Source organism: Priestia sp. SRI_019, assembly GCF_057586255.1.
In genome coordinates, this window is record NZ_JBYCZN010000001.1 from 385,524 (window position 1) to 403,212 (window position 17,689).

Annotated in this window: 23 protein-coding genes; 21 read left to right on the forward strand and 2 right to left on the reverse strand. The window is 38.0% G+C overall.

Going from position 1 to position 17,689, the window contains the following annotated elements; all coding sequences use genetic code 11:
- Window positions 1–123 precede the first annotated feature (123 nt).
- The 11 genes from AC2YJL_RS01965 to AC2YJL_RS02015 all read left to right on the forward strand — a co-directional run bounded on the left by AC2YJL_RS01965 (window position 124) and on the right by AC2YJL_RS02015 (window position 11,251).
- The gene (locus AC2YJL_RS01965; protein WP_025750525.1) at window positions 124–618 is read left to right on the forward strand and encodes a DUF4912 domain-containing protein; all 495 of its coding nucleotides are present in this window, start codon (window positions 124–126) and stop codon (window positions 616–618) included.
- Complete coding sequence (locus AC2YJL_RS01970; RefSeq protein WP_230933601.1) at window positions 611–2,929, forward strand: glycosyltransferase; 2,319 nt, start codon at window positions 611–613, stop codon at window positions 2,927–2,929. The genes AC2YJL_RS01965 and AC2YJL_RS01970 overlap by 8 nt, the downstream gene beginning before the upstream one ends.
- Window positions 2,926–5,205, forward strand: coding sequence for a sugar phosphate nucleotidyltransferase (locus AC2YJL_RS01975; protein WP_230933600.1), 2,280 nt, complete (start codon window positions 2,926–2,928; stop codon window positions 5,203–5,205). The genes AC2YJL_RS01970 and AC2YJL_RS01975 overlap by 4 nt, the downstream gene beginning before the upstream one ends.
- A gap of 242 nt (window positions 5,206–5,447) precedes the next feature.
- Complete coding sequence (rpmG, locus tag AC2YJL_RS01980; protein ID WP_013059189.1) at window positions 5,448–5,597, forward strand: 50S ribosomal protein L33; 150 nt, start codon at window positions 5,448–5,450, stop codon at window positions 5,595–5,597.
- 46 nt (window positions 5,598–5,643) lie between these two features.
- Window positions 5,644–6,210: a 5-formyltetrahydrofolate cyclo-ligase gene (locus tag AC2YJL_RS01985; RefSeq protein WP_195695898.1), complete on the forward strand. Its 567-nt coding sequence runs from the start codon at window positions 5,644–5,646 to the stop codon at window positions 6,208–6,210.
- On the forward strand, window positions 6,197–6,994 hold the full coding sequence (locus tag AC2YJL_RS01990; protein ID WP_230933599.1) for a DUF92 domain-containing protein: 798 nt from the start codon (window positions 6,197–6,199) through the stop codon (window positions 6,992–6,994). Before AC2YJL_RS01985 ends, AC2YJL_RS01990 begins: the two co-directional genes overlap by 14 nt.
- Window positions 6,995–7,045: 51 nt before the next feature.
- Window positions 7,046–7,222 carry a hypothetical protein gene (locus AC2YJL_RS01995; RefSeq protein WP_013059186.1) on the forward strand — a complete coding sequence of 59 codons (177 nt, stop codon included), beginning with the start codon at window positions 7,046–7,048 and terminating at the stop codon, window positions 7,220–7,222.
- Between the two features lie 135 nt (window positions 7,223–7,357).
- Window positions 7,358–8,878 carry a rhomboid family intramembrane serine protease gene (locus AC2YJL_RS02000; protein WP_230933597.1) on the forward strand — a complete coding sequence of 507 codons (1,521 nt, stop codon included), beginning with the start codon at window positions 7,358–7,360 and terminating at the stop codon, window positions 8,876–8,878.
- Between the two features lie 181 nt (window positions 8,879–9,059).
- Window positions 9,060–9,266, forward strand: coding sequence for a YqgQ family protein (locus AC2YJL_RS02005; protein ID WP_195695901.1), 207 nt, complete (start codon window positions 9,060–9,062; stop codon window positions 9,264–9,266).
- Between the two features lie 2 nt (window positions 9,267–9,268).
- Window positions 9,269–10,237, forward strand: a complete 969-nt coding sequence (locus AC2YJL_RS02010) for an ROK family glucokinase (protein ID WP_013059183.1) — start codon at window positions 9,269–9,271, stop codon at window positions 10,235–10,237.
- A gap of 111 nt (window positions 10,238–10,348) precedes the next feature.
- Window positions 10,349–11,251 carry a M14 family metallopeptidase gene (locus tag AC2YJL_RS02015; protein ID WP_230933596.1) on the forward strand — a complete coding sequence of 301 codons (903 nt, stop codon included), beginning with the start codon at window positions 10,349–10,351 and terminating at the stop codon, window positions 11,249–11,251.
- A 35-nt stretch (window positions 11,252–11,286) separates the two neighbouring features.
- Here the strand turns inward: AC2YJL_RS02015 and AC2YJL_RS02020 are convergent, their stop codons facing one another.
- Complete coding sequence (locus AC2YJL_RS02020) at window positions 11,287–11,463, reverse strand: DUF2759 domain-containing protein (protein ID WP_013059181.1); 177 nt, start codon at window positions 11,461–11,463, stop codon at window positions 11,287–11,289.
- Window positions 11,464–11,671: 208 nt separating this feature from the next.
- Here AC2YJL_RS02020 and AC2YJL_RS02025 point away from each other — a divergent pair, with 208 nt between their 5' ends.
- Entirely contained in the window at window positions 11,672–12,304 is a 633-nt protein-coding gene (locus AC2YJL_RS02025) for an MBL fold metallo-hydrolase (protein ID WP_195695903.1), read from the forward strand.
- A gap of 37 nt (window positions 12,305–12,341) precedes the next feature.
- Here AC2YJL_RS02025 and AC2YJL_RS02030 read toward each other — a convergent pair whose 3' ends face one another.
- Window positions 12,342–12,578: a DUF2626 domain-containing protein gene (locus AC2YJL_RS02030; RefSeq protein ID WP_013059179.1), complete on the reverse strand. Its 237-nt coding sequence runs from the start codon at window positions 12,576–12,578 to the stop codon at window positions 12,342–12,344.
- Window positions 12,579–12,839: 261 nt separating this feature from the next.
- Here AC2YJL_RS02030 and AC2YJL_RS02035 point away from each other — a divergent pair, with 261 nt between their 5' ends.
- The 9 genes from AC2YJL_RS02035 (at window position 12,840) to AC2YJL_RS02075 (ending at window position 17,681) form a co-directional block, all read left to right on the forward strand.
- Window positions 12,840–13,223, forward strand: coding sequence for a Spx/MgsR family RNA polymerase-binding regulatory protein (locus AC2YJL_RS02035; RefSeq protein WP_013059178.1), 384 nt, complete (start codon window positions 12,840–12,842; stop codon window positions 13,221–13,223).
- Between the two features lie 269 nt (window positions 13,224–13,492).
- Window positions 13,493–14,545, forward strand: a complete 1,053-nt coding sequence (comGA, locus tag AC2YJL_RS02040) for a competence type IV pilus ATPase ComGA (protein WP_013059177.1) — start codon at window positions 13,493–13,495, stop codon at window positions 14,543–14,545.
- Window positions 14,536–15,582 (forward strand): competence type IV pilus assembly protein ComGB, encoded by a 1,047-nt coding sequence (gene comGB, locus AC2YJL_RS02045; protein WP_487374618.1) that lies wholly within the window; start codon window positions 14,536–14,538, stop codon window positions 15,580–15,582. The genes comGA and comGB overlap by 10 nt, the downstream gene beginning before the upstream one ends.
- Window positions 15,583–15,596: 14 nt before the next feature.
- Entirely contained in the window at window positions 15,597–15,908 is a 312-nt protein-coding gene (comGC, locus tag AC2YJL_RS02050; protein ID WP_013059175.1) for a competence type IV pilus major pilin ComGC, read from the forward strand.
- Window positions 15,850–16,332: a competence type IV pilus minor pilin ComGD gene (comGD, locus tag AC2YJL_RS02055; protein WP_230933593.1), complete on the forward strand. Its 483-nt coding sequence runs from the start codon at window positions 15,850–15,852 to the stop codon at window positions 16,330–16,332. The genes comGC and comGD overlap by 59 nt, the downstream gene beginning before the upstream one ends.
- On the forward strand, window positions 16,316–16,654 hold the full coding sequence (locus AC2YJL_RS02060) for a type II secretion system protein (protein WP_116514861.1): 339 nt from the start codon (window positions 16,316–16,318) through the stop codon (window positions 16,652–16,654). Before comGD ends, AC2YJL_RS02060 begins: the two co-directional genes overlap by 17 nt.
- A complete protein-coding gene (gene comGF / locus AC2YJL_RS02065) occupies window positions 16,651–17,088 on the forward strand; it encodes a competence type IV pilus minor pilin ComGF (RefSeq protein WP_251568818.1) in 438 nt (145 codons plus the stop codon). Before AC2YJL_RS02060 ends, comGF begins: the two co-directional genes overlap by 4 nt.
- Window positions 17,078–17,452: a competence type IV pilus minor pilin ComGG gene (comGG, locus tag AC2YJL_RS02070; protein ID WP_195695906.1), complete on the forward strand. Its 375-nt coding sequence runs from the start codon at window positions 17,078–17,080 to the stop codon at window positions 17,450–17,452. The genes comGF and comGG overlap by 11 nt, the downstream gene beginning before the upstream one ends.
- A gap of 43 nt (window positions 17,453–17,495) precedes the next feature.
- Window positions 17,496–17,681 carry a YqzE family protein gene (locus AC2YJL_RS02075; RefSeq protein ID WP_013059170.1) on the forward strand — a complete coding sequence of 62 codons (186 nt, stop codon included), beginning with the start codon at window positions 17,496–17,498 and terminating at the stop codon, window positions 17,679–17,681.
- Window positions 17,682–17,689 lie beyond the last annotated feature (8 nt).

A 17,689-nucleotide genomic window follows, 5' to 3' on the forward strand; every position in this document is an offset into this window, starting at 1 on the left:
TTTTTAACACAAATCGACAAATTGCGTTTATTGTGGCAACTTTTTCTGAATGGTAAGATGTTAATAAGTTTATACGGCATTTATATGTAGAAAAAACATTCTAAGAAACGAAGTGATAAAACAGTGGCTGCTAATCTTATTCAAAACTTAAATGTGTGTATAGCTACTCAGCTTGACTCATCTCGTATTTATGTTCACTGGTCGTTTTCTGAGCATATTCGAGAGATGGTAGAAAGTATGTTTTCGACACGGTGGGAAGAATTGAACCTAGCTATGTGTACGTATGATATAACAGGTCTTCATTTTAACGGCCATGAATCAAACCGCTATTATATGAAGGGTCTTACTCCTAAGCAAGACTTCATGTTTATGAACAGCTTGGAAAGTGAGCGCACGTATGTAATAGATATTGGTATTCAAGATAAAGAAGGAAGTTTTTTTTCCCTTCTTCGTTCCAATCCGGTTTATTTGATGAAAGAAAAATATGAACAAGTAAATGTAACTTCGTTGAGCTGGATGTACGAACCTGTAAAAGTTCACCAGGGTGTTCAAAATGAATTTAGCACATATTCCTTATATTCAAATGACTTGGAGCAGGTGAAGAAGCAATATGAATAGTGATGACTGTATTCTTTTAACTTATATGCATTATCCCTTGCTACATGTACTTCAAACAGAGAGTGAGTATCTGCTGTTTGAACAAGTAACGAACGAGTTCATCCCTTTTTTAGATCAAATTGAGTCTAAGAAATTGATAGGTGCAACAGCTGTGATGTCTTGTGTGTTTTTGAACGCATTAAACGACGAGGAGTTTAACACTCGTTACGCGCGGTATTTACACCAGTTTTCAAGCCGGCAGCATCAGAGAGCACTCACTTTTTTTAAAAAGTGGAACGGGAGCTTGTTCTCAGCCTGCAAATATTTTTTTCAGCATGACATGATGGAGTGTATTCCTACTACCGTAACGAACGCGTTCGTTTCCACCCTTAAAACCGAACAAACATTAAATCTCCAAATTACAGAAGCAATACGTGTTTTTCAACAGTTTTTTGAAAAAAAGCCCGTCGGTTTTTTTATACAGCAAGGAGAGTATACTCATCAAGTAGATATGCTCCTAAATTCTCATGAAATGCGCTATACCTTTGTGAAGTCATCAACAGATGAACTAAAAAAGTCGCCTGCTGGCATTATCTTGTTTCCATATCCTAAGCAAGGAAAACAAGTTGAGGAAGGAACAATCAATAAAGCGAGCGTTTTTTTGGATTTGAAGGCTAAGGACACGCTTGGCTTTCAGCGAATGCAAGCAGCAAGCGGTACATTTCAATATCCTTTAGATTACGCGAGGGATATAGAGTTTCATCAAAACGAAACTCTTGCACTCTACGGTGCAACAAAAAGCGCCGAATTTGTCAGTGAGAACAATCAATTGTTTATTTCAACCGTACAGAAGTCAGAGGCGATGCTAGATGTTATCGATTCTAAACATCCTAGCGTGGTGAATACTATCTACCGACAGTGGCTTCTTTTAAGTAGCAGCGATTGGCTTTATAATTTTGAAAAAGTCAAAGATGAATACGAAAGGCAAGTAAAACTATTTGATTTTCTCTGTCACGAAGAGAATCCAAGGATGGATAGCGAAAACAGTTTTCTTTCAGGCAGTTCTTTTTTATACCCTACAAAAGAGATAGAGCCAGCGGCTTTATCAGTAAATCAATATAAAGGCGGTCTCTCCATTTTAATGCTTGCATGGGAATTCCCTCCTCTAGTTATCGGAGGACTTGCACGACATGTATTTGATTTATCCAGAGCGTTAGCAAAGGCAGGCCATCACGTTAGTGTATTAACAACGTATGTAGAGGGGCTGCCGGAATATGAGCGTTTATACGGTGTTCACGTTTACCGAGTTAAAAGCCTGCAGCCTCATCATCCGGATTTTTTGACATGGGTAAACAGCTTGAACGTGGCTATGGCTCTTAGAGGACTGCAATTAGGCTACAAGCTGTCTTTTGACGTTATTCATGCTCATGACTGGCTTGTTGCATCCGCTGCAAAATGTTTAGCAGATAAAACGGATAGACCGCTAATTACGACCATTCATGCGACAGAACATGGGCGCAATAATGGTATTCATAATGACATGCAGCAAAAAATTCACTTGCAAGAAGAGGAGCTGATTCGACAATCAAGCTCAATCATTGTCTGCAGCGACTATATGAAGAAGGAATTAATCACTTTATTTCACGTAGAGCAAGATAAAATTGCTATATTTCCAAATGGAATTGACAAGCAGCTGGTAGTCGACGCAGTAAATGAGCGGTTAAAAGAAAGTTTACAAAAGAAATATAATTTTAGAAAGGCCCCTATTATTTTTTCAATTGGACGAATTGTATATGAAAAAGGATTTCAGCTATTTATTGAAGCAGCGGAACTATTTAAGAAAAAACAAATAGATGTTCAATTCGTTGTAGCAGGAAAAGGGCCTTTACTTCATGAGTTTCGAACACAGGTAAGTGAAAAGCAACTAGACAAATACGTGTATTTTATTGGATACATTACCGATAACGAACGAAATCAGCTTCTTCAAGCTTGCAAAATGGTTGTTTTTCCAAGTTTATATGAACCTTTTGGAATTGTGGCTTTAGAGGGGATGGTAGCCAAGAAGCCAACTATCGTTGCCGATACAGGAGGTCTAAGCGATATTGTTTCACATTTTGACACGGGCCTGACGTTTGCCCGAGGAGATACGCTCGAATTAATCAACTGTATTGAATTTTTGTTAAAAAATGAAAAAACGGCTGCAAAAATCAGCGAAAATGGGTATAGAAAAGCAACAACTATGTTTAGCTGGGAAAAAATCGCTATTGATACAAGTAAGCTGTTTCAACATCAGATTTGCCAGGATAAAAAAAGAAGGGAGGCAAAAAATTGAAAGCCATTATACTTGCTGGCGGTAAAGGAACAAGACTGCAGCCCTTGACCTATACGATTCCAAAGCCTATGCTACCGCTTTACGATAAACCTGTGATGGAATATAGCATTGAACTGCTTAAGAAACATGGAATTACAGAGATTGGGATTACGCTGCAGTATAGGCATGAACAAATTATTGAATACTTTGGGGATGGCTCTCAGTGGGGAGTGACGCTTACTTATTTTATCGAAAAAGAGCCTCTTGGAACGGCGGGCGGAATTAAGCGAGCAGAGGCCTTTATTGAGGAAGACTGTATTATTATTAGTGGAGATGCCTTAACAGAAATTAATCTTCAAGACGTTATTCATTTTCATTATGAACAAAAAAGCGAAATGACCATTGTTACAAAAGAAGTAAACGACGTGCGGGGCTATGGAGTGGTGACGATAGATGAAGGGTATCGAGTCACTGGGTTTGTAGAGAAACCGACCTACGAACAGGCCAATAGCCGATTGATTAATACGGGAGTGTATGTGATCAAAAAATCCGTTCTTGATTACGTGAATTCTTATGGTCCTACAGATTTTAGCTTTGACATTATCCCGCTTCTTTTGGAATATAATCATACTGTGTGCAGCTTTGTAACGGAAGATTATTGGATTGATATTGGGCAAATCCACCATTATCGTCAAGCACACTATGATTTGTGGAGCAAGTGGTTTGGCAATAGACAGGAAAGTATTGTCTCAGATGACGCGCTCATAGAAGAAGGGGTGACTGTTTACGATCCGGTTTACGTAGGAGAAAATGTGGTGATTAAAAAAGGTGCTTCAATTGGTCCTTACACGATTATTGGAACCAATAGCATCATAGAAGCACATGCTGCAATCGATAAAACGATTTTGCTTCAAAACGTAACGGTGGGGGCAGAATCGTTTTTATACAACGCTACGATAGGTCCCTATGTAAATGTTCAAGCAATGACTACGTATGTCCAAGATACAGTAGCTGGAAATCAAGTGCTACCCCAACTTTCTGTAAAGCCAGATGTTTCTATCTTCAAAAACGGTCGCCTGTATGTACATTCATCTGTTGATCGAGAAAGACTATACAATGCGTTATTACTTGTATGCAAACATCAAGGGTCGTTCTGTCTAGCAAGCGATGATGACGGAGAAGCCACTCAGCTTCGCAAAGAATGCTTTTCTTTTTTACGAAGTAATCATTCAGCTGTGTATGATATTAAAAAAGAAGCTCTTCCGGTATTTCGATATTACATGATGACTTCACAAGCGAGCATTGGTATTTATATTGGTGTGGATAGCAAAAACAGCGGCCTGTTTTTAGAAATATATGATAATAAAGGGCAATTAGTTAATCAGCTTATTGAAAAAAAGATTGAGCGGATGTACCTTCAAGCTAAAAAAGCAAACGTAACGACTTCTGTTTCATTTAAAGAAACAAGCATAGGAAATATCAGGGGAGAATATTGTGCTGCTTTAGTAAAATCAATTAATCAGTATGCTTTATTAGAAGACAATATGCGGATTGGCGTGATTTGTTCGCCGCTTATACAGGAAGTTGTCGAACTATTATGTAAGCGTCTTCGTGTCCATGTTTTATTTTTAAACAAATGGGAGAAAGCAGAAGAAATCAAACGAATAATTAAACGAAATAAGCTGTCTTTTTGTATTCAGATTAAAGAAGATGGAGAAACATTTGCTCTATATGATGAAAAAGGCTGCAGCGTAAATGACTCAGAAATTATGTCGCTTTATATTTATAGCGTATACATGACAAAAAAAGTAGCCTTCGTTCCTATTCCTATACACTATTCATCCACACTAGAAACATTTGCTCAATCTCTCAATCAATCATTTATGAGGACAAAAGCAAAAAAACGTGATTTACTTAGTCTTTTGGGGCCCGTTCAATTTCAGTTAGATGCCATGTATGCTTTATGTCAGCTGATCGAATTAATTATGGTGCAACAGCGAAAAATTTCTGAAATGATTCAATATGTCCCGCACGCTTATATGAACTGGCGGTATATTTCATGTCCGCTAGAAATTCAAGAACAAGTCATGAAGAAACTATTAGAAGAAGCAATCGGTAAACAAGTGTATGTCATTGATGGCTTAAAGATTTACCATGATCCCCATGAATGGACGCTTATTTTGCCCGATGGTCACTTGCCTGTATTAAATATTTATTCAGAGGCGTTAAACACTCAGACTGCCAAGAAGCTGTCGGCATATTTTGTAGAAAAAATACAAGAGTATCAAAGAGTGTAAATAATGGATTTTATTTAAAAGAAAGGAAGTGCGCCTCTCGTAAAAAGAGTTCCGCTTATTTCAAGACACTTCATCTATAGATAAGGCGTAGGAGAGAAGGAGCTCAGGGCTCTAAGAGGAAAGAAAAAGTGAAGAAATGAAATTAAATGACTTTCTTCAAAAAAACAGACTGGCATTTCCTTTCGAAAAATGATATTATATTAAAGTCTGATTTATGTTTATAATGTTTGGAGGGAAAATAGATGCGCGTAAACGTTACATTAGCTTGCACTGAAACTGGTGACCGTAATTACATTACAACTAAAAACAAGCGTAATAACCCAGATCGTCTTGAGTTAAAAAAATACAGCCCAAGACTTAAAAAAGTTACACTTCATCGCGAAACAAAGTAAGCAGTAGGAGTACAATCCTGCTGTTTTTTTTATAGGGGGAATTCAAATGAAATCTCATCTGCGCAAAGAGATGAAGCGCGTTCTTAATTTAATTTCTGAAGATCAGCACGAGGCACATTCAACAAGCATAGCAAATGCACTGTATGAAACTTGTTTATGGAAAGAAGCTAGAGTCATTGCAGCTACGGTTTCAAGAAATAAAGAAGTTAATACGAAAGCCATCATTGAACGTGCTTGGAAAGATGGAAAGAAAGTAGCTGTTCCAAAATGCAACCCCACAACATCTCAAATGGTTTTCTACGAGATCATGAATTTTTCACAGCTTGAAACAGTGTACTACGGGTTAGCGGAGCCAATTGTTGAAGAAACTGTTCCCGTTTCAAAATCTTCAATTGATTTACTCCTTGTGCCTGGCGTGGTATATAGCAAAAATGGATATCGTATCGGCTATGGAGGCGGCTATTACGATCGTTATCTAACAGATTATAGCGGACAGAAGCTAAGCCTTGCGTTTGATTGTCAAGTCGTTTCAGAGGTCCCATATGAATCTCATGATATTCCCGTTGAATATATTTTGACAGAGAAGGAGCTTATTTGCTGTGAATCCGTTTGATGCTGTCATGATAATTGTAATATTACTCATGGCAGGAGCAGGCTACATAGCAAAAGCACTGACAGTATCGGGAGCCTGCATGTCTTTTATCGTAGGAGCGAGCGTTTATATCGGTTTTTCGCTGCAAGGTTTTTTACTCTTACTCTTATTTTTTAGCACTTCTACGTTGTGTAGTAAGTACAAAAAAGAAAAAAAACGCGCATTAGAAGAAAAGCTAGAGAAGCACGACAGGCGAGATTATATTCAAGTCCTTGCTAATGGAGGTGTAGCTGCTGCTTGCGGTTTGTTATATGCTGCAACAGCTTTTCCTGTTTACATGTGGATGTTTATGATCAGTATCTCAGCTGCTAATGCGGACACATGGGCATCTGAAATAGGGTCTCTTAGTAAGAAGCAGCCGTTTTACCTTTGGACATTAAAGAGAGTAGAAGCGGGTACCTCAGGAGCCGTTTCACTTTTAGGTACAGCAGCCGGAGCAGCCGGAGCTTTTCTTATTGCTGCCGCTTGTTATTTTGCTTTTCCATCCGTATCGCTAAGTAGTATATTGCTAGTCGGGTGCTTTGGTTTTATTGGAAACGCTATAGACACTCTTCTTGGAGCAAGTGTGCAAGTTCGCTTTCGCTGTCAAAGCTGCGGTATTGAAACGGAACGGAAAGATCATTGCCGTAAGCCAACGATAAAAGAGAAAGGAATAACTTTCTTTAACAATGATGTTGTAAATCTTGCCGCTATTTTGCTTGCTGCTTTTACAGGCGGAACCCTTATCCTGCTTTTACCTATATAAGAGCATAAAATGTTCGTCATAGGAGCAAAGTAAACGTAAGGAGGCTTGAAAATGAGACATATTGTATTGGTACTTACGCTTTTAGTTGTTGGAACGCTGGGCTATCAAATGAGATACCGTGTTTTAAATTCGCTGTTTGGAAATTCATTTATCCGCAGTCTAGCTGTTCGTTCATTTTTTAATTTGCCATTTGTTCGGGATCGTTTAATGAAGCAGGTCTTCCGCTGAGAGCGAAAGATACATAAAAAAACACCTTACAGACCCGTAAGGTGTTTTTTTGTAGAAAAAGAAAAAGGGAAAATCGTTGCTTTTTTCCTGGCTTTCTGCCATCTTTACATATAGAGAGCATGAGGAGGTGACTATTTGTCTAGGCAAGATTTTTATTATTTGCAGCTGGCACAGCAATTGCTTGGCCATTCTTCATATGAGTTGATTTCGATGAAAGCTGATGCTTCAGAGCTATGGTTTCAATCTTCGCATCGCAAAGATAAGTCAATTGTCCGCATAGTCCGCCGGAATTTTAAATCAGCCGTTGAGCAGCAAAAAGATGTATTGTATGCATTACAAAGAGCTGAAAATGTGCGAAAGCAGAGAGGTAAATCAACGCTTACTCTTAACACGATTTACTTTGCTGATTTTGATCCTTTTTATACAGAGCAGTCCTTAGAAAGTGCGCCAAGTCCCTCTAAAGTGAATAGTTACGTTGAACAATTAACGGCAGAGAAAGCAAGCGCTTATGAACCTCTATTCGAACGGTTGGGTCTTACATTAGAAAGCGCAGACAATTTCTCTTCCCAAGAAGAAGCACAGCGAATAGAACAGTGGAAACATAAAATTGTGCTTTTTGTACAGAAAAAACAAAGCGAAGAACAGCAAATAGCTGGATACGGGAAGCCTATTTTTACATATATATTTTTGGCGCTGCAAATCTTAATGTTTCTGTTTCTGGAGTGGAAGAGCAGTACACAAAATACGCTCACTCTGATTCAATACGGAGCTAAATACAACCCCTTAATTATTGAAGGCGAATGGTGGCGTTTTTTTACACCTATAATTTTGCATATAGGATTTCTGCATTTGCTTATGAATAGTGTAGCCCTGTATTATTTAGGAACGCTTGTAGAGAGGATATATGGCAGCGGGCGTTTTGTCTTTATTTATATATTTGCCGGGTTTGCAGGATCTCTAGGAAGTTTTATATGGAATACGTCTATTTCCGCAGGAGCCTCAGGGGCCATTTTCGGTTGCTTTGGAGCTTTACTGTTTTTAGCAAGAACAAATCCACGTTTCTTTTTTCGAACAATAGGATCGAGTTTCATTGTAATCATTGTGATTAACTTGATTTTTGGATTTGTTGCGCCGAACGTCGATAATGCAGGGCATATTGGCGGTTTGGTTGGCGGATTTTTAGCTGCGAGCATCGTCAGTTTACCGAAACAAAAAAAGCTGTATATTCAGATTCCGGCTTTCATTTGCACGCTTTTATTAGTAGGAAGTCTGCTTTTTTATGGATATCATGAGCGTTCTGTTTATCAAGATGAGCCCTATGCACTCAGCGTAGCGGCTACGTATCTTCAGCAGAAGCAGTATGAAGAAGCAAAAGATGCCATTAAGCTTTTTGTTGAAAAAGGAACAGGAAATAGTAACGTGTATTTCGTCAGTGCTAACGCAGAATTTTATCTTGAAAATTATAAAGAAGCTAAACAGCAATTGAATCAGGCTGTAAAGTATGATTCAACTTTTCATGAGGCGTATTACAATTTAGCTCTGGTGAATATGAAACTGAATGATATTCCAGCGGCCACACAAAATATCGATAAAGCAATTGCGCTTGAACCGCAAAATGAAAAATACGAAAAGCTGAAGCGAGAGCTAGGAAATTAAAACTGTTGAATGACGAATTTAATATTTTATACTTTACTATTGTGAGAACGTTTACTAGAATATTAATATGTAGACCTAGCAGTGGGCGTTAAATACGGCCGCTGTTTATGACTGAATGACTGTTGAGTTATCTCAAAATAAATGAATCATATCACCTAGAAAATAGGATAAAGGTGACAGAATGAATACGTTATATGATGTACAACAATTATTAAAGTCCTTCGGCATTTTTATATACGTGGGCAATCGTATTGCTGATTTAGAGCTGATGGAAGCGGAAGTAAAAGAGTTATATCAGTCTAACTTGATTGATGTACGTGATTACCAAATGGCAATTCTTTTGCTTCGTCGAGAGTTAAAACAACAAAAAGAGAAAAAGGATGAATGAACATGGATGACAAATGGTTAGTTGGAGTTGATTTAGGCGGTACAACAATAAAAATGGCCTTTATTAATCATTATGGAGAAATCATTCACAAGTGGGAAATTAATACGGATGTGAGCGAGCAAGGCCGTAAAATTCCAACGGATATTGCAAAAGCAATTGATAAAAAGTTAAACGATCTTGGAGAAGTAAAATCAAGGTTAGTAGGAATTGGTATTGGTGCACCGGGGCCTGTCAACTTTGCAAACGGTTCGATTGAAGTAGCTGTCAATTTAGGTTGGGAAAAATTCCCTATCAAAGATATCTTGGAAGTAGAAACTTCTCTTCCTGTTGTAGTAGACAATGATGCAAACATTGCAGCGATTGGAGAAATGTGGAAGGGTGCTGGAGACGGAGCAAAAGATTTACTTTGCGTTACGCTTGGCACAGGCGTTGGCGGTGGCGTCATTGCAAACGGTGAAATTGTACAAGGCGTAAATGGAGCCGCTGGTGAGATCGGGCACATTACTTCTATTCCTGAAGGCGGGGCACCGTGTAACTGCGGCAAAACCGGCTGTTTAGAAACAATTGCTTCAGCAACTGGAATTGTACGTTTAACAATGGAAGAATTAACGGAAACGGACAAACCAAGTGAGCTTCGCACAGTGTTAGAACAAAATGGACAAGTTACCTCTAAAGATGTATTTGATGCAGCTCGTTCAAAAGACGAGTTAGCTATGCATGTTGTAGATAAAGTTGCTTTTCATTTAGGTCTAGCACTAGCAAACTCTGCTAATGCATTAAACCCTGAGAAGATCGTTCTAGGCGGCGGTGTGTCTCGTGCAGGCGAGGTATTACTTGCACCGGTAAGAGATTATTTCAAACGTTTTGCATTTCCTCGCGTAGCGCAAGGTGCTGAACTAGCAATCGCTACTTTAGGAAACGATGCGGGAATTATTGGAGGAGCTTGGTTAGTTAAATCTTATTTTGAATAATAAGCAAGAATCTAACTGAGATAAAAAAGCGCTTTGACATTTAGTCAAAGTGCTTTTTTATCATGCATCTTTTCAATCTTTACATATACATAGTGTAAAGGAGTGAAGATTATGCAAATTGTAGATATCCAAAAGCCCTACGATTACACGCGAACAATACAAGATATCCAAACACTTTTAACGTACTATCCCTATGGTTCTCTTGAATGGATAGGGTGCAGCGTGCTTGGAAAGCCGATTCCTCATATTTTAATTGGAAACGGAGAAAGAAAAGTTCATATTAATGCGTCTTTTCATGCCAATGAATGGATTACGACAAATGTTCTTCTACAGTTTGTTGAAGATTATTTAGCTGCTCTTCATTACGATCAGGCGTTGAACGGGCAGGAAGCAAGAGCTCTTTTTAATCAAATTACGCTTTCTGCGGTTCCAATTGTTAATCCAGACGGAGTAGATCTGGTCTTAAAAGGTCCTGCTGTAAGTGAACCTTATGCGTCTTTTCTTTCTAAAATAGGAAGAGATTTTCCTGATTTTCAAAGCTGGAAAGCAAATATCCGAGGGGTAGACTTAAACAATCAGTTTCCGGCTTATTGGGAAATTGAAAAAAAGCGCAAAGAACCTAAAGCTCCGCATTATCGGGACTTTCCAGGCTATGAATCTCTGTCTGAACCTGAAGCGCAGGCAATGGTAAAACTCGTTGAGCGTCATGATTTTGATTGTGTGATAGCTTTACATACCCAAGGAGAAGAATTTTACTGGGGGTATATGAATGAAGAGCCGAAGGAAGCGGAGGAAATAGCCAGTTATTTTGAAAGGGTAAGCGGTTATAAAGCAGTCAAAACGATTGATAGTCACGCTGGATTTAAGGATTGGTTTATTTTAGAAAAGAAAAAGCTAGGGTTCACTTTAGAACTGGGGAAAGGAATTAATCCGCTGCCTTTATCTCAAATATCGCGCGTATATAATCCGACCAAGGCTATTTTAGTTGCGGCAATGGAATATCTATCTATTTGAAAAGCCACGCAAAGCATATGCTTTGCGTGGCTTTTTTAATGATGTACCGCCGGATAACCGTGATGTATAATGGTCATCACGGTAAACCATCCGAACACACCGAATGTTAGTACCGAAAAACCAATGCCTAATATGTTTTTATTTCTAAAAGATGAAATAGCTGCAAATACGCCTAGCAATGTTGTTAGTGCAAAAATAATCATAAGACCCACTCGAAGAAACCTCCTTTAGGCAACTTAAAATTAAAGCGCTATCATTAGCTTATCCCTTTAATTGTAAAACTTTTCTAACCGTTTGTCGAGATGAAAACCAATCTTTCTTTCGCCTTATTAGCTTAGAAAGGTCCTTACTTTCATTTATAAGATGATGTGTGTATGATAATGCATATAACGAAAATAAATTTTACAAGGAGGATACATTATGAACTATCATCGTATACCGCTAGGACCGATTCAAACGAATTGTTATGTCGTTGCTAACGAAAAAAAAGAATGTTTAGTTTTTGACCCGGGAGCTCAGGGAAAACAGCTCGTTGAATTTCTAGAAAAACAAACGTATAAACCGTTAGCTATTTTGCTGACACACGCTCATTTTGATCACATTGGAGGAGTGGATGAAGTGATGAATCACTACTCTATCCCGCTTTATGTACATAAAAATGAAAAAGAATGGCTTCATAATAGTGATTTAAACGGGTCGAAATTTTTTGATTTAGGAGAAATTACGGCTCCAGATGCAACCGATATTATTTCAGTCGAAGGCAATTTAACAATTGGTTCATTCCAATTTGAGGTGTGCGAAACGCCTGGCCATTCTCCTGGCAGCGTTTCATATTATTTCAAACCGGGTAACTTTGTAGTATCTGGTGACGCGCTTTTTGCAGGCGGCATTGGACGCACAGATTTACCTGGAGGCAATCAAGCTCAGCTGTTAGAAAGCATCGAATCGAAATTGCTGTCCCTTCCAGAAGATACGCTTGTACTAAGCGGTCACGGACCTGAAACAACTGTGGGACACGAAATGGATCAAAATCCTTTCCTGAATGGTTTTTAAGAATACAAAAAGCGATGGAAGCCCATCGCTTTTCTCTTTACTGTCCTGGTGTCATCATAAAAGTTGACCAGTACGTGAACCCCACAAAAAAGACGGTCAAATATGCTCCGAAAACGTAAATGTACATTCTTTCAGACAGCTTTAAATAACTAAGAATTACAAAAAAGCCTGTTTGAGCTAAAAAGAGTAAAGAAGTCTTATGCATGTGACCGAGGTAAAACATTACAGTGAAAATTGCTGTCCAGAACCCCATTACACGGTACATTCGTTCCACGTCCATTTCCTCCTTTATCAAACTTAGTTAGTGTCATGATGAATGTCATCGCTGTGTAAGCACTAGAAAGCACTTATGAAACTATATCGATACTTTTCCATTATAATACATCCTTTCTTTCCTGAAAACGCTATCTTTTCCTTGAAATACGACAGAAGAAAAAAAGTTATATAAAACATGTGCAAAATACTATACAAAAGTTATACAAAACGTGTACAATGTATATAAACAACCTATAACTAAAAAACGGGAGGGTTTCATATGGAAGAAATTAAATTTTATACGTACCCGAGCTGTACATCTTGTCGTAAAACGAAAAAGTGGCTAGTGAAGGAAGATGTAAATTTTAAAGAGCGTCATTTATTCAGAGAAACACCTACTCATAAAGAAATGCTTGAACTTCTTTCTATGACCACAGAAGGGATGGATGAACTTCTGGCTAAAAGAAGTCAAGAATATAAAAAGTTAAATGTTGATGTGGATAGCATGACACTATCAGAAGTGGTCAATCTATTAATTGAACATCCTCGTTTGCTTCGCCGACCCATTTTAACAGATGGCAAAAAGCTTGTAGTAGGCTATAACGAATCTGCTCTTAAAAATTTAGTCAAGAAAAAAACAAGTCTTGCTTCTCTAGTTGTCTAAGCGTACATGATGAAGAAGCTCAATTCAGTAAATAACGAATAAAACGACAGCGTAGAGTTTTACATCACGTTGTCTTTTTTTATGTAGTCGTTTAGAGGTGTACAGAAGTTGTACATCGTGTACAAGGACTGAAGCGAAGAAAAGAAACGTATACTAAAAAAATTATAAAAAATGAAAAAAGAAGAAGGAAAATCTCGAAAAAGGTCGAAATTACTGTTTCTAGATGTTTTGACAATCATCTTTATTACAAATAAAGGAGCGATGATCGTTTGACCGAAATTGAACAGTTTGCGACTTACATTATACGAGATGCATGTGAGTGCCGAAGTTCTGATGTGCATATTGTGCCCCGAAAGAAAGATGCTGTGATTCAGCTGCGAATTGACCAAGAGCTTATTTTAAAGAGGGTTATTTCAAAGGAAATGTCTGAACGGCTCATTTCGCATTTTAAATTTTTAGGGGGAATGGATATTGGCGAACGAAGAAAACCTCAAAATGGTGCATTGACCACTTCCATTGATCACTATCAAGTAAATTTACGTTTATCAACTCTTCCTACTTCTCATGATGAAAGTCTTGTTATTCGGCTTTTGCCTCATCAACAATCTACATCTCTCAAACATTTATCTCTTTTTCCTGAACATACTAAAAAGCTTATTTCTCTCTTGAAATTCTCTCATGGATTAATTATTTTTACCGGTCCTACAGGATCAGGTAAAACCACTACTCTATATACTCTTTTACACGAAGTAAAGCATCTTTTTAATCGAAATGTTATTACACTAGAAGACCCTATTGAAAAACCGAGTGAAACCGTGCTTCAAGTACAGGTAAATGAACGGGCGGGGATTACGTACACGACTGGTTTAAAAGCTATATTGCGCCATGACCCAGACATTATCATGGTGGGAGAAATAAGAGATAGTGAGACTGCCAAAATTGCTGTGAGAGCAGCGCTTACCGGACACTTGGTTTTGACAACGATGCATACTAAAGATACAAAAGGATCTTTGTACAGGCTGCTTGAATTTGGCGTTAGCTTTCAAGAAATGGAACAGACTCTTGTAGCAGTAGCTGCACAGCGCCTTGTAGAAATTCGCTGTCCGCTGTGTTCCGGAAAATGCCATCCCGCTTGTAAAAAAATGAGAAAGCATCGTCAGTCCAGCATATACGAATTGCTTTATGGCAAGGAGCTTAGCGCAGTGATGAGAGAAGTGAAAGGAGAAAATGCGGATTATGATTATAAGACGCTCCGAGATGTTATTCTAAAAGGAATCGCGCTAGGCTATTTATATCCGCATTCGCTAGACGGATGGGGATAAAGACAAATAGACAAAAAAGGTGGTCTCTTGCTCAGCAAGCGAAAATTCTTAAGCAGGTCTCTAAGCTCTTGGAAAAAGGCTATACTCTTTCTCAAGCTCTTTCGTTTTTGACGTTTCAAGTATCTAACAAAGAAAAAACGGATATTGAAAAATGTCTTGAGCAGTTAAAACGTGGAGAATCTTTGCACGCTGCTTTTGTTAAACTTCAGTTTCACCGTGATATTTTAAGCTATTTATATTTTGCGGAACAGCATGGAAATCTTCAGTTTGCTTTAAAAGAAAGCAGCTCAATGATTGAAGAAAAAGTAAGGCATCGTAAAAAATTTCAAAAGCTTGTTCAATATCCCGTATTGCTACTTCTGTTTATTCTTTCCATTTTATTTGTTTTAAGTACGGTTTTACTTCCACAGTTTGAAGCTCTGTACTTATCCTTTGGAAACAAGCAGTCTTCGTTTATCCTCTTATTTATGCAGGCGATGTCATTCTTTCCTTTTGTGTTACCTGCAGTCATCAGTATGCCAATTATCCTGTATTTGTTTTATGTGATTTACATTAAAAAATTGCCTCCAGTAGTTCAAATGCAGCTCTTTATGAGAGTTCCCGTTATCCGAACGTTCACACGGCTATTTAACTCGTACTTTTTTTCTGTTCATATGAGCAATTTACTAAATGGTGGTTTATCTATTTATGAATGCTTTGCTCTTTTTCAAAAGCAAGAGCATCATCCGTTTTTTCAAGTGGAAGCTTTTGCTTTTACAGATCAACTTTCCTCAGGAATGCGATTAGATCAGATCATTTCAGGTAAATCTCATTATGAAAAAGACTTGGCTCACGTTATTGTGCATGGCCAGCAGAACGGTGAGCTTTCTCAAGAACTGTATGATTACAGTCTATTTATGATGGAAAGAATGGAACAATTTATTTTTCGTATTTTAAAATATGTACAGCCGCTTACATTCTTATTCATCGGAATCGTCATTCTGCTTATGTATATGTCCGTTATGCTTCCGATGTTAGAAGTGATGTCGAGCTTGTAGAAAGGTGAAAGAATATGATTCTAAAAGGTGATAAAGGATTTACCCTTATTGAAATGCTCATTGTTATGCTCGTTATTACCGTGCTTTTGCTCATTATGATTCCAAATGTATTAAAGCATAATACGGTTATTAACAACAAAGGCTGCTCAGCTCTTGTCAAAACCGTAGAGGCTGAGGTACAAGTATACGAACTTGAAAATGGCGAAAAACCAAGTCTAGAAGAGCTTGAAGCAGGAGGCTACTTAAAAGAAGGCACCGTGTGTCCAAATGGTCAAGCTATTCAAATTGACGGTACCGGAAAGGTTACAGCTAGTGGTTCTTCTTAAGCAAAAAGGATTTACCCTCATTGAGATGCTGATGGTTTTATTTATTGTGCAAGTGATGATGTTTTCCATTATTGTAGCCATTCGGCCGCTTGTGGAATATTACAAAATCACATTATTTTTGCGACAGCTGCAAAGCGACACGTTTTATGTGCAGCAGACAGCCATGAACCGAGAATCCCCAATTAAAATTAACTTCGCACCGAAGGGAACAGAATATATTGTTTCTGATTCTCGTGCCGTTCTTTATAAGCGCGCCTATGACTCCACCATTCAAATCACGTTTGGAAGCGGCAATTCCACGATACAATACAACAAAAACGGCAATATTTCTCAAGCGAAGACCATTTTTATCAGCAATCAAAAATTTAAATATAAAGTTACTTTTCAAATAGGCAGAGGGCGTTTTTATGTGGACAAGATGTAAGGGTCAGCAGGGCTACACCTTGTTAGAAATGCTTGTTTCATTTAGCATGCTTTTACTCCTAACCGGTACAATTATTCCTTTGTATGTTCAGATGAAGGAAGCGGAAAAGAAGCAATATGTTTCGTATCAAGCTGACGCTATCTTGCACGAAGAGCTATTGAAATATAAATATGAAGCAGGATATAAACGGCGAGAAAAAATCGTAAAAGAAAACGTTGCGTTTTATCTGAAGTGGAACGGAGAAAGTGCTCAAAAGCTTTGTGTAGAATGGAAAGATTCTGCTGAGAAAATGAAAAAGAAGTGTGATGTGATGTTGAAGTGAAAAGGGAAAAAGGCTTTACGCTTGTAGAGATGTTAGTCAGTTTTACTCTTTTTTTGATCATTGTTTCATTTTTCCCCATTATCATTCCGCTAGCGAAGCAAACATATAATCCGGATTTTAGTATGAATGAAATGGAGTGGGAAATTTTTGTGAATCAACTTGCTATGGAATATCGAGAAGCAAAAGAAGTGGGAATTCATGCGACTACGCTTACGTTGAAAATGGAAAATAATCAGGTCATCACTTATGAACGCTACGAAGACAAGATAAGAAGACGAGTGGATGAAAGCGGTCATGAAGTTGTGCTGCAGCACATTAAGAATATTATGTATGAACAGCAAAAAGAAAGGCTGTTGATTCGTTCAACAGACGGTGTTAACAAAGTTAGAGAAGAAACCATTACGACGTTTTTGATGCTTGCTCATGAAACATAATGAGCAAGGATTTATTCTTCCGGTTGTTTTGGCATTTTGTGCTCTTTTTCTTCTGTTAGTAGCTCAGCAAACCACTTATTTTGTGACGAAAAGTTCATTTTATCAAGAAGTAGAGCAGAAAAATCGTCTGCAGCATCTTTTAGAAAACGCAGTTGTACATGTGAAAAAGGAAATAAGAGAACATAATAAATCTCCATCTGCATCTTTAGTATTAGAAACTGGTATGGTTTCATACGAAGTAGTAAGTGAAGATGAACAGATGATTATTCTGAAAATAAAGTGTCAAACATTGCAAGGAAGAGCATTGACGGAAACGGCATATATTCAAAAAAAGGATCAGCACATTGTGAAATGGACGGATTAAGTCTCTTTCTCTCCGGATATAATAGTGCTGAGGAGATGATTATATGAAAACGAATGATTATGTAAAATATATGACTCAGCAATTTGTACAATATATGGATCAGCCAAAAGAAGAGAGGAAAACGAAAAAGATTCAAAAAAAAGAAGAGCGAGCACCTTTTGCAAACAGATGGTTTGGAATGATTCCGCTGTCGTTTATGCTGTGGTATCGAAAGAAAAAAGAAAGATGAGCATATCA

Bases quoted from the DNA above. Each gene is read 5' to 3' on its own strand.
- AC2YJL_RS02010 (WP_013059183.1), top strand. From the start codon at position 9,269: ATGGATGACAAATGGTTAGTTGGAGTTGATTTAGGCGGTACAACAATA.
- AC2YJL_RS02075 (WP_013059170.1), top strand. From the start codon at position 17,496: ATGAAAACGAATGATTATGTAAAATATATGACTCAGCAATTTGTACAA.
- AC2YJL_RS02015 (WP_230933596.1), top strand. From the start codon at position 10,349: ATGCAAATTGTAGATATCCAAAAGCCCTACGATTACACGCGAACAATA.
- AC2YJL_RS01985 (WP_195695898.1), top strand. From the start codon at position 5,644: ATGAAATCTCATCTGCGCAAAGAGATGAAGCGCGTTCTTAATTTAATT.
- AC2YJL_RS02025 (WP_195695903.1), top strand. From the start codon at position 11,672: ATGAACTATCATCGTATACCGCTAGGACCGATTCAAACGAATTGTTAT.
- rpmG (WP_013059189.1), top strand. From the start codon at position 5,448: ATGCGCGTAAACGTTACATTAGCTTGCACTGAAACTGGTGACCGTAAT.
- comGG (WP_195695906.1), top strand. From the start codon at position 17,078: ATGAAACATAATGAGCAAGGATTTATTCTTCCGGTTGTTTTGGCATTT.
- AC2YJL_RS02035 (WP_013059178.1), top strand. From the start codon at position 12,840: ATGGAAGAAATTAAATTTTATACGTACCCGAGCTGTACATCTTGTCGT.
- AC2YJL_RS02060 (WP_116514861.1), top strand. From the start codon at position 16,316: ATGTGGACAAGATGTAAGGGTCAGCAGGGCTACACCTTGTTAGAAATG.
- comGB (WP_487374618.1), top strand. From the start codon at position 14,536: ATGGGGATAAAGACAAATAGACAAAAAAGGTGGTCTCTTGCTCAGCAA.
- AC2YJL_RS01995 (WP_013059186.1), top strand. From the start codon at position 7,046: ATGAGACATATTGTATTGGTACTTACGCTTTTAGTTGTTGGAACGCTG.
- AC2YJL_RS01970 (WP_230933601.1), top strand. From the start codon at position 611: ATGAATAGTGATGACTGTATTCTTTTAACTTATATGCATTATCCCTTG.
- AC2YJL_RS02005 (WP_195695901.1), top strand. From the start codon at position 9,060: ATGAATACGTTATATGATGTACAACAATTATTAAAGTCCTTCGGCATT.
- comGC (WP_013059175.1), top strand. From the start codon at position 15,597: ATGATTCTAAAAGGTGATAAAGGATTTACCCTTATTGAAATGCTCATT.
- comGD (WP_230933593.1), top strand. From the start codon at position 15,850: ATGGTCAAGCTATTCAAATTGACGGTACCGGAAAGGTTACAGCTAGTG.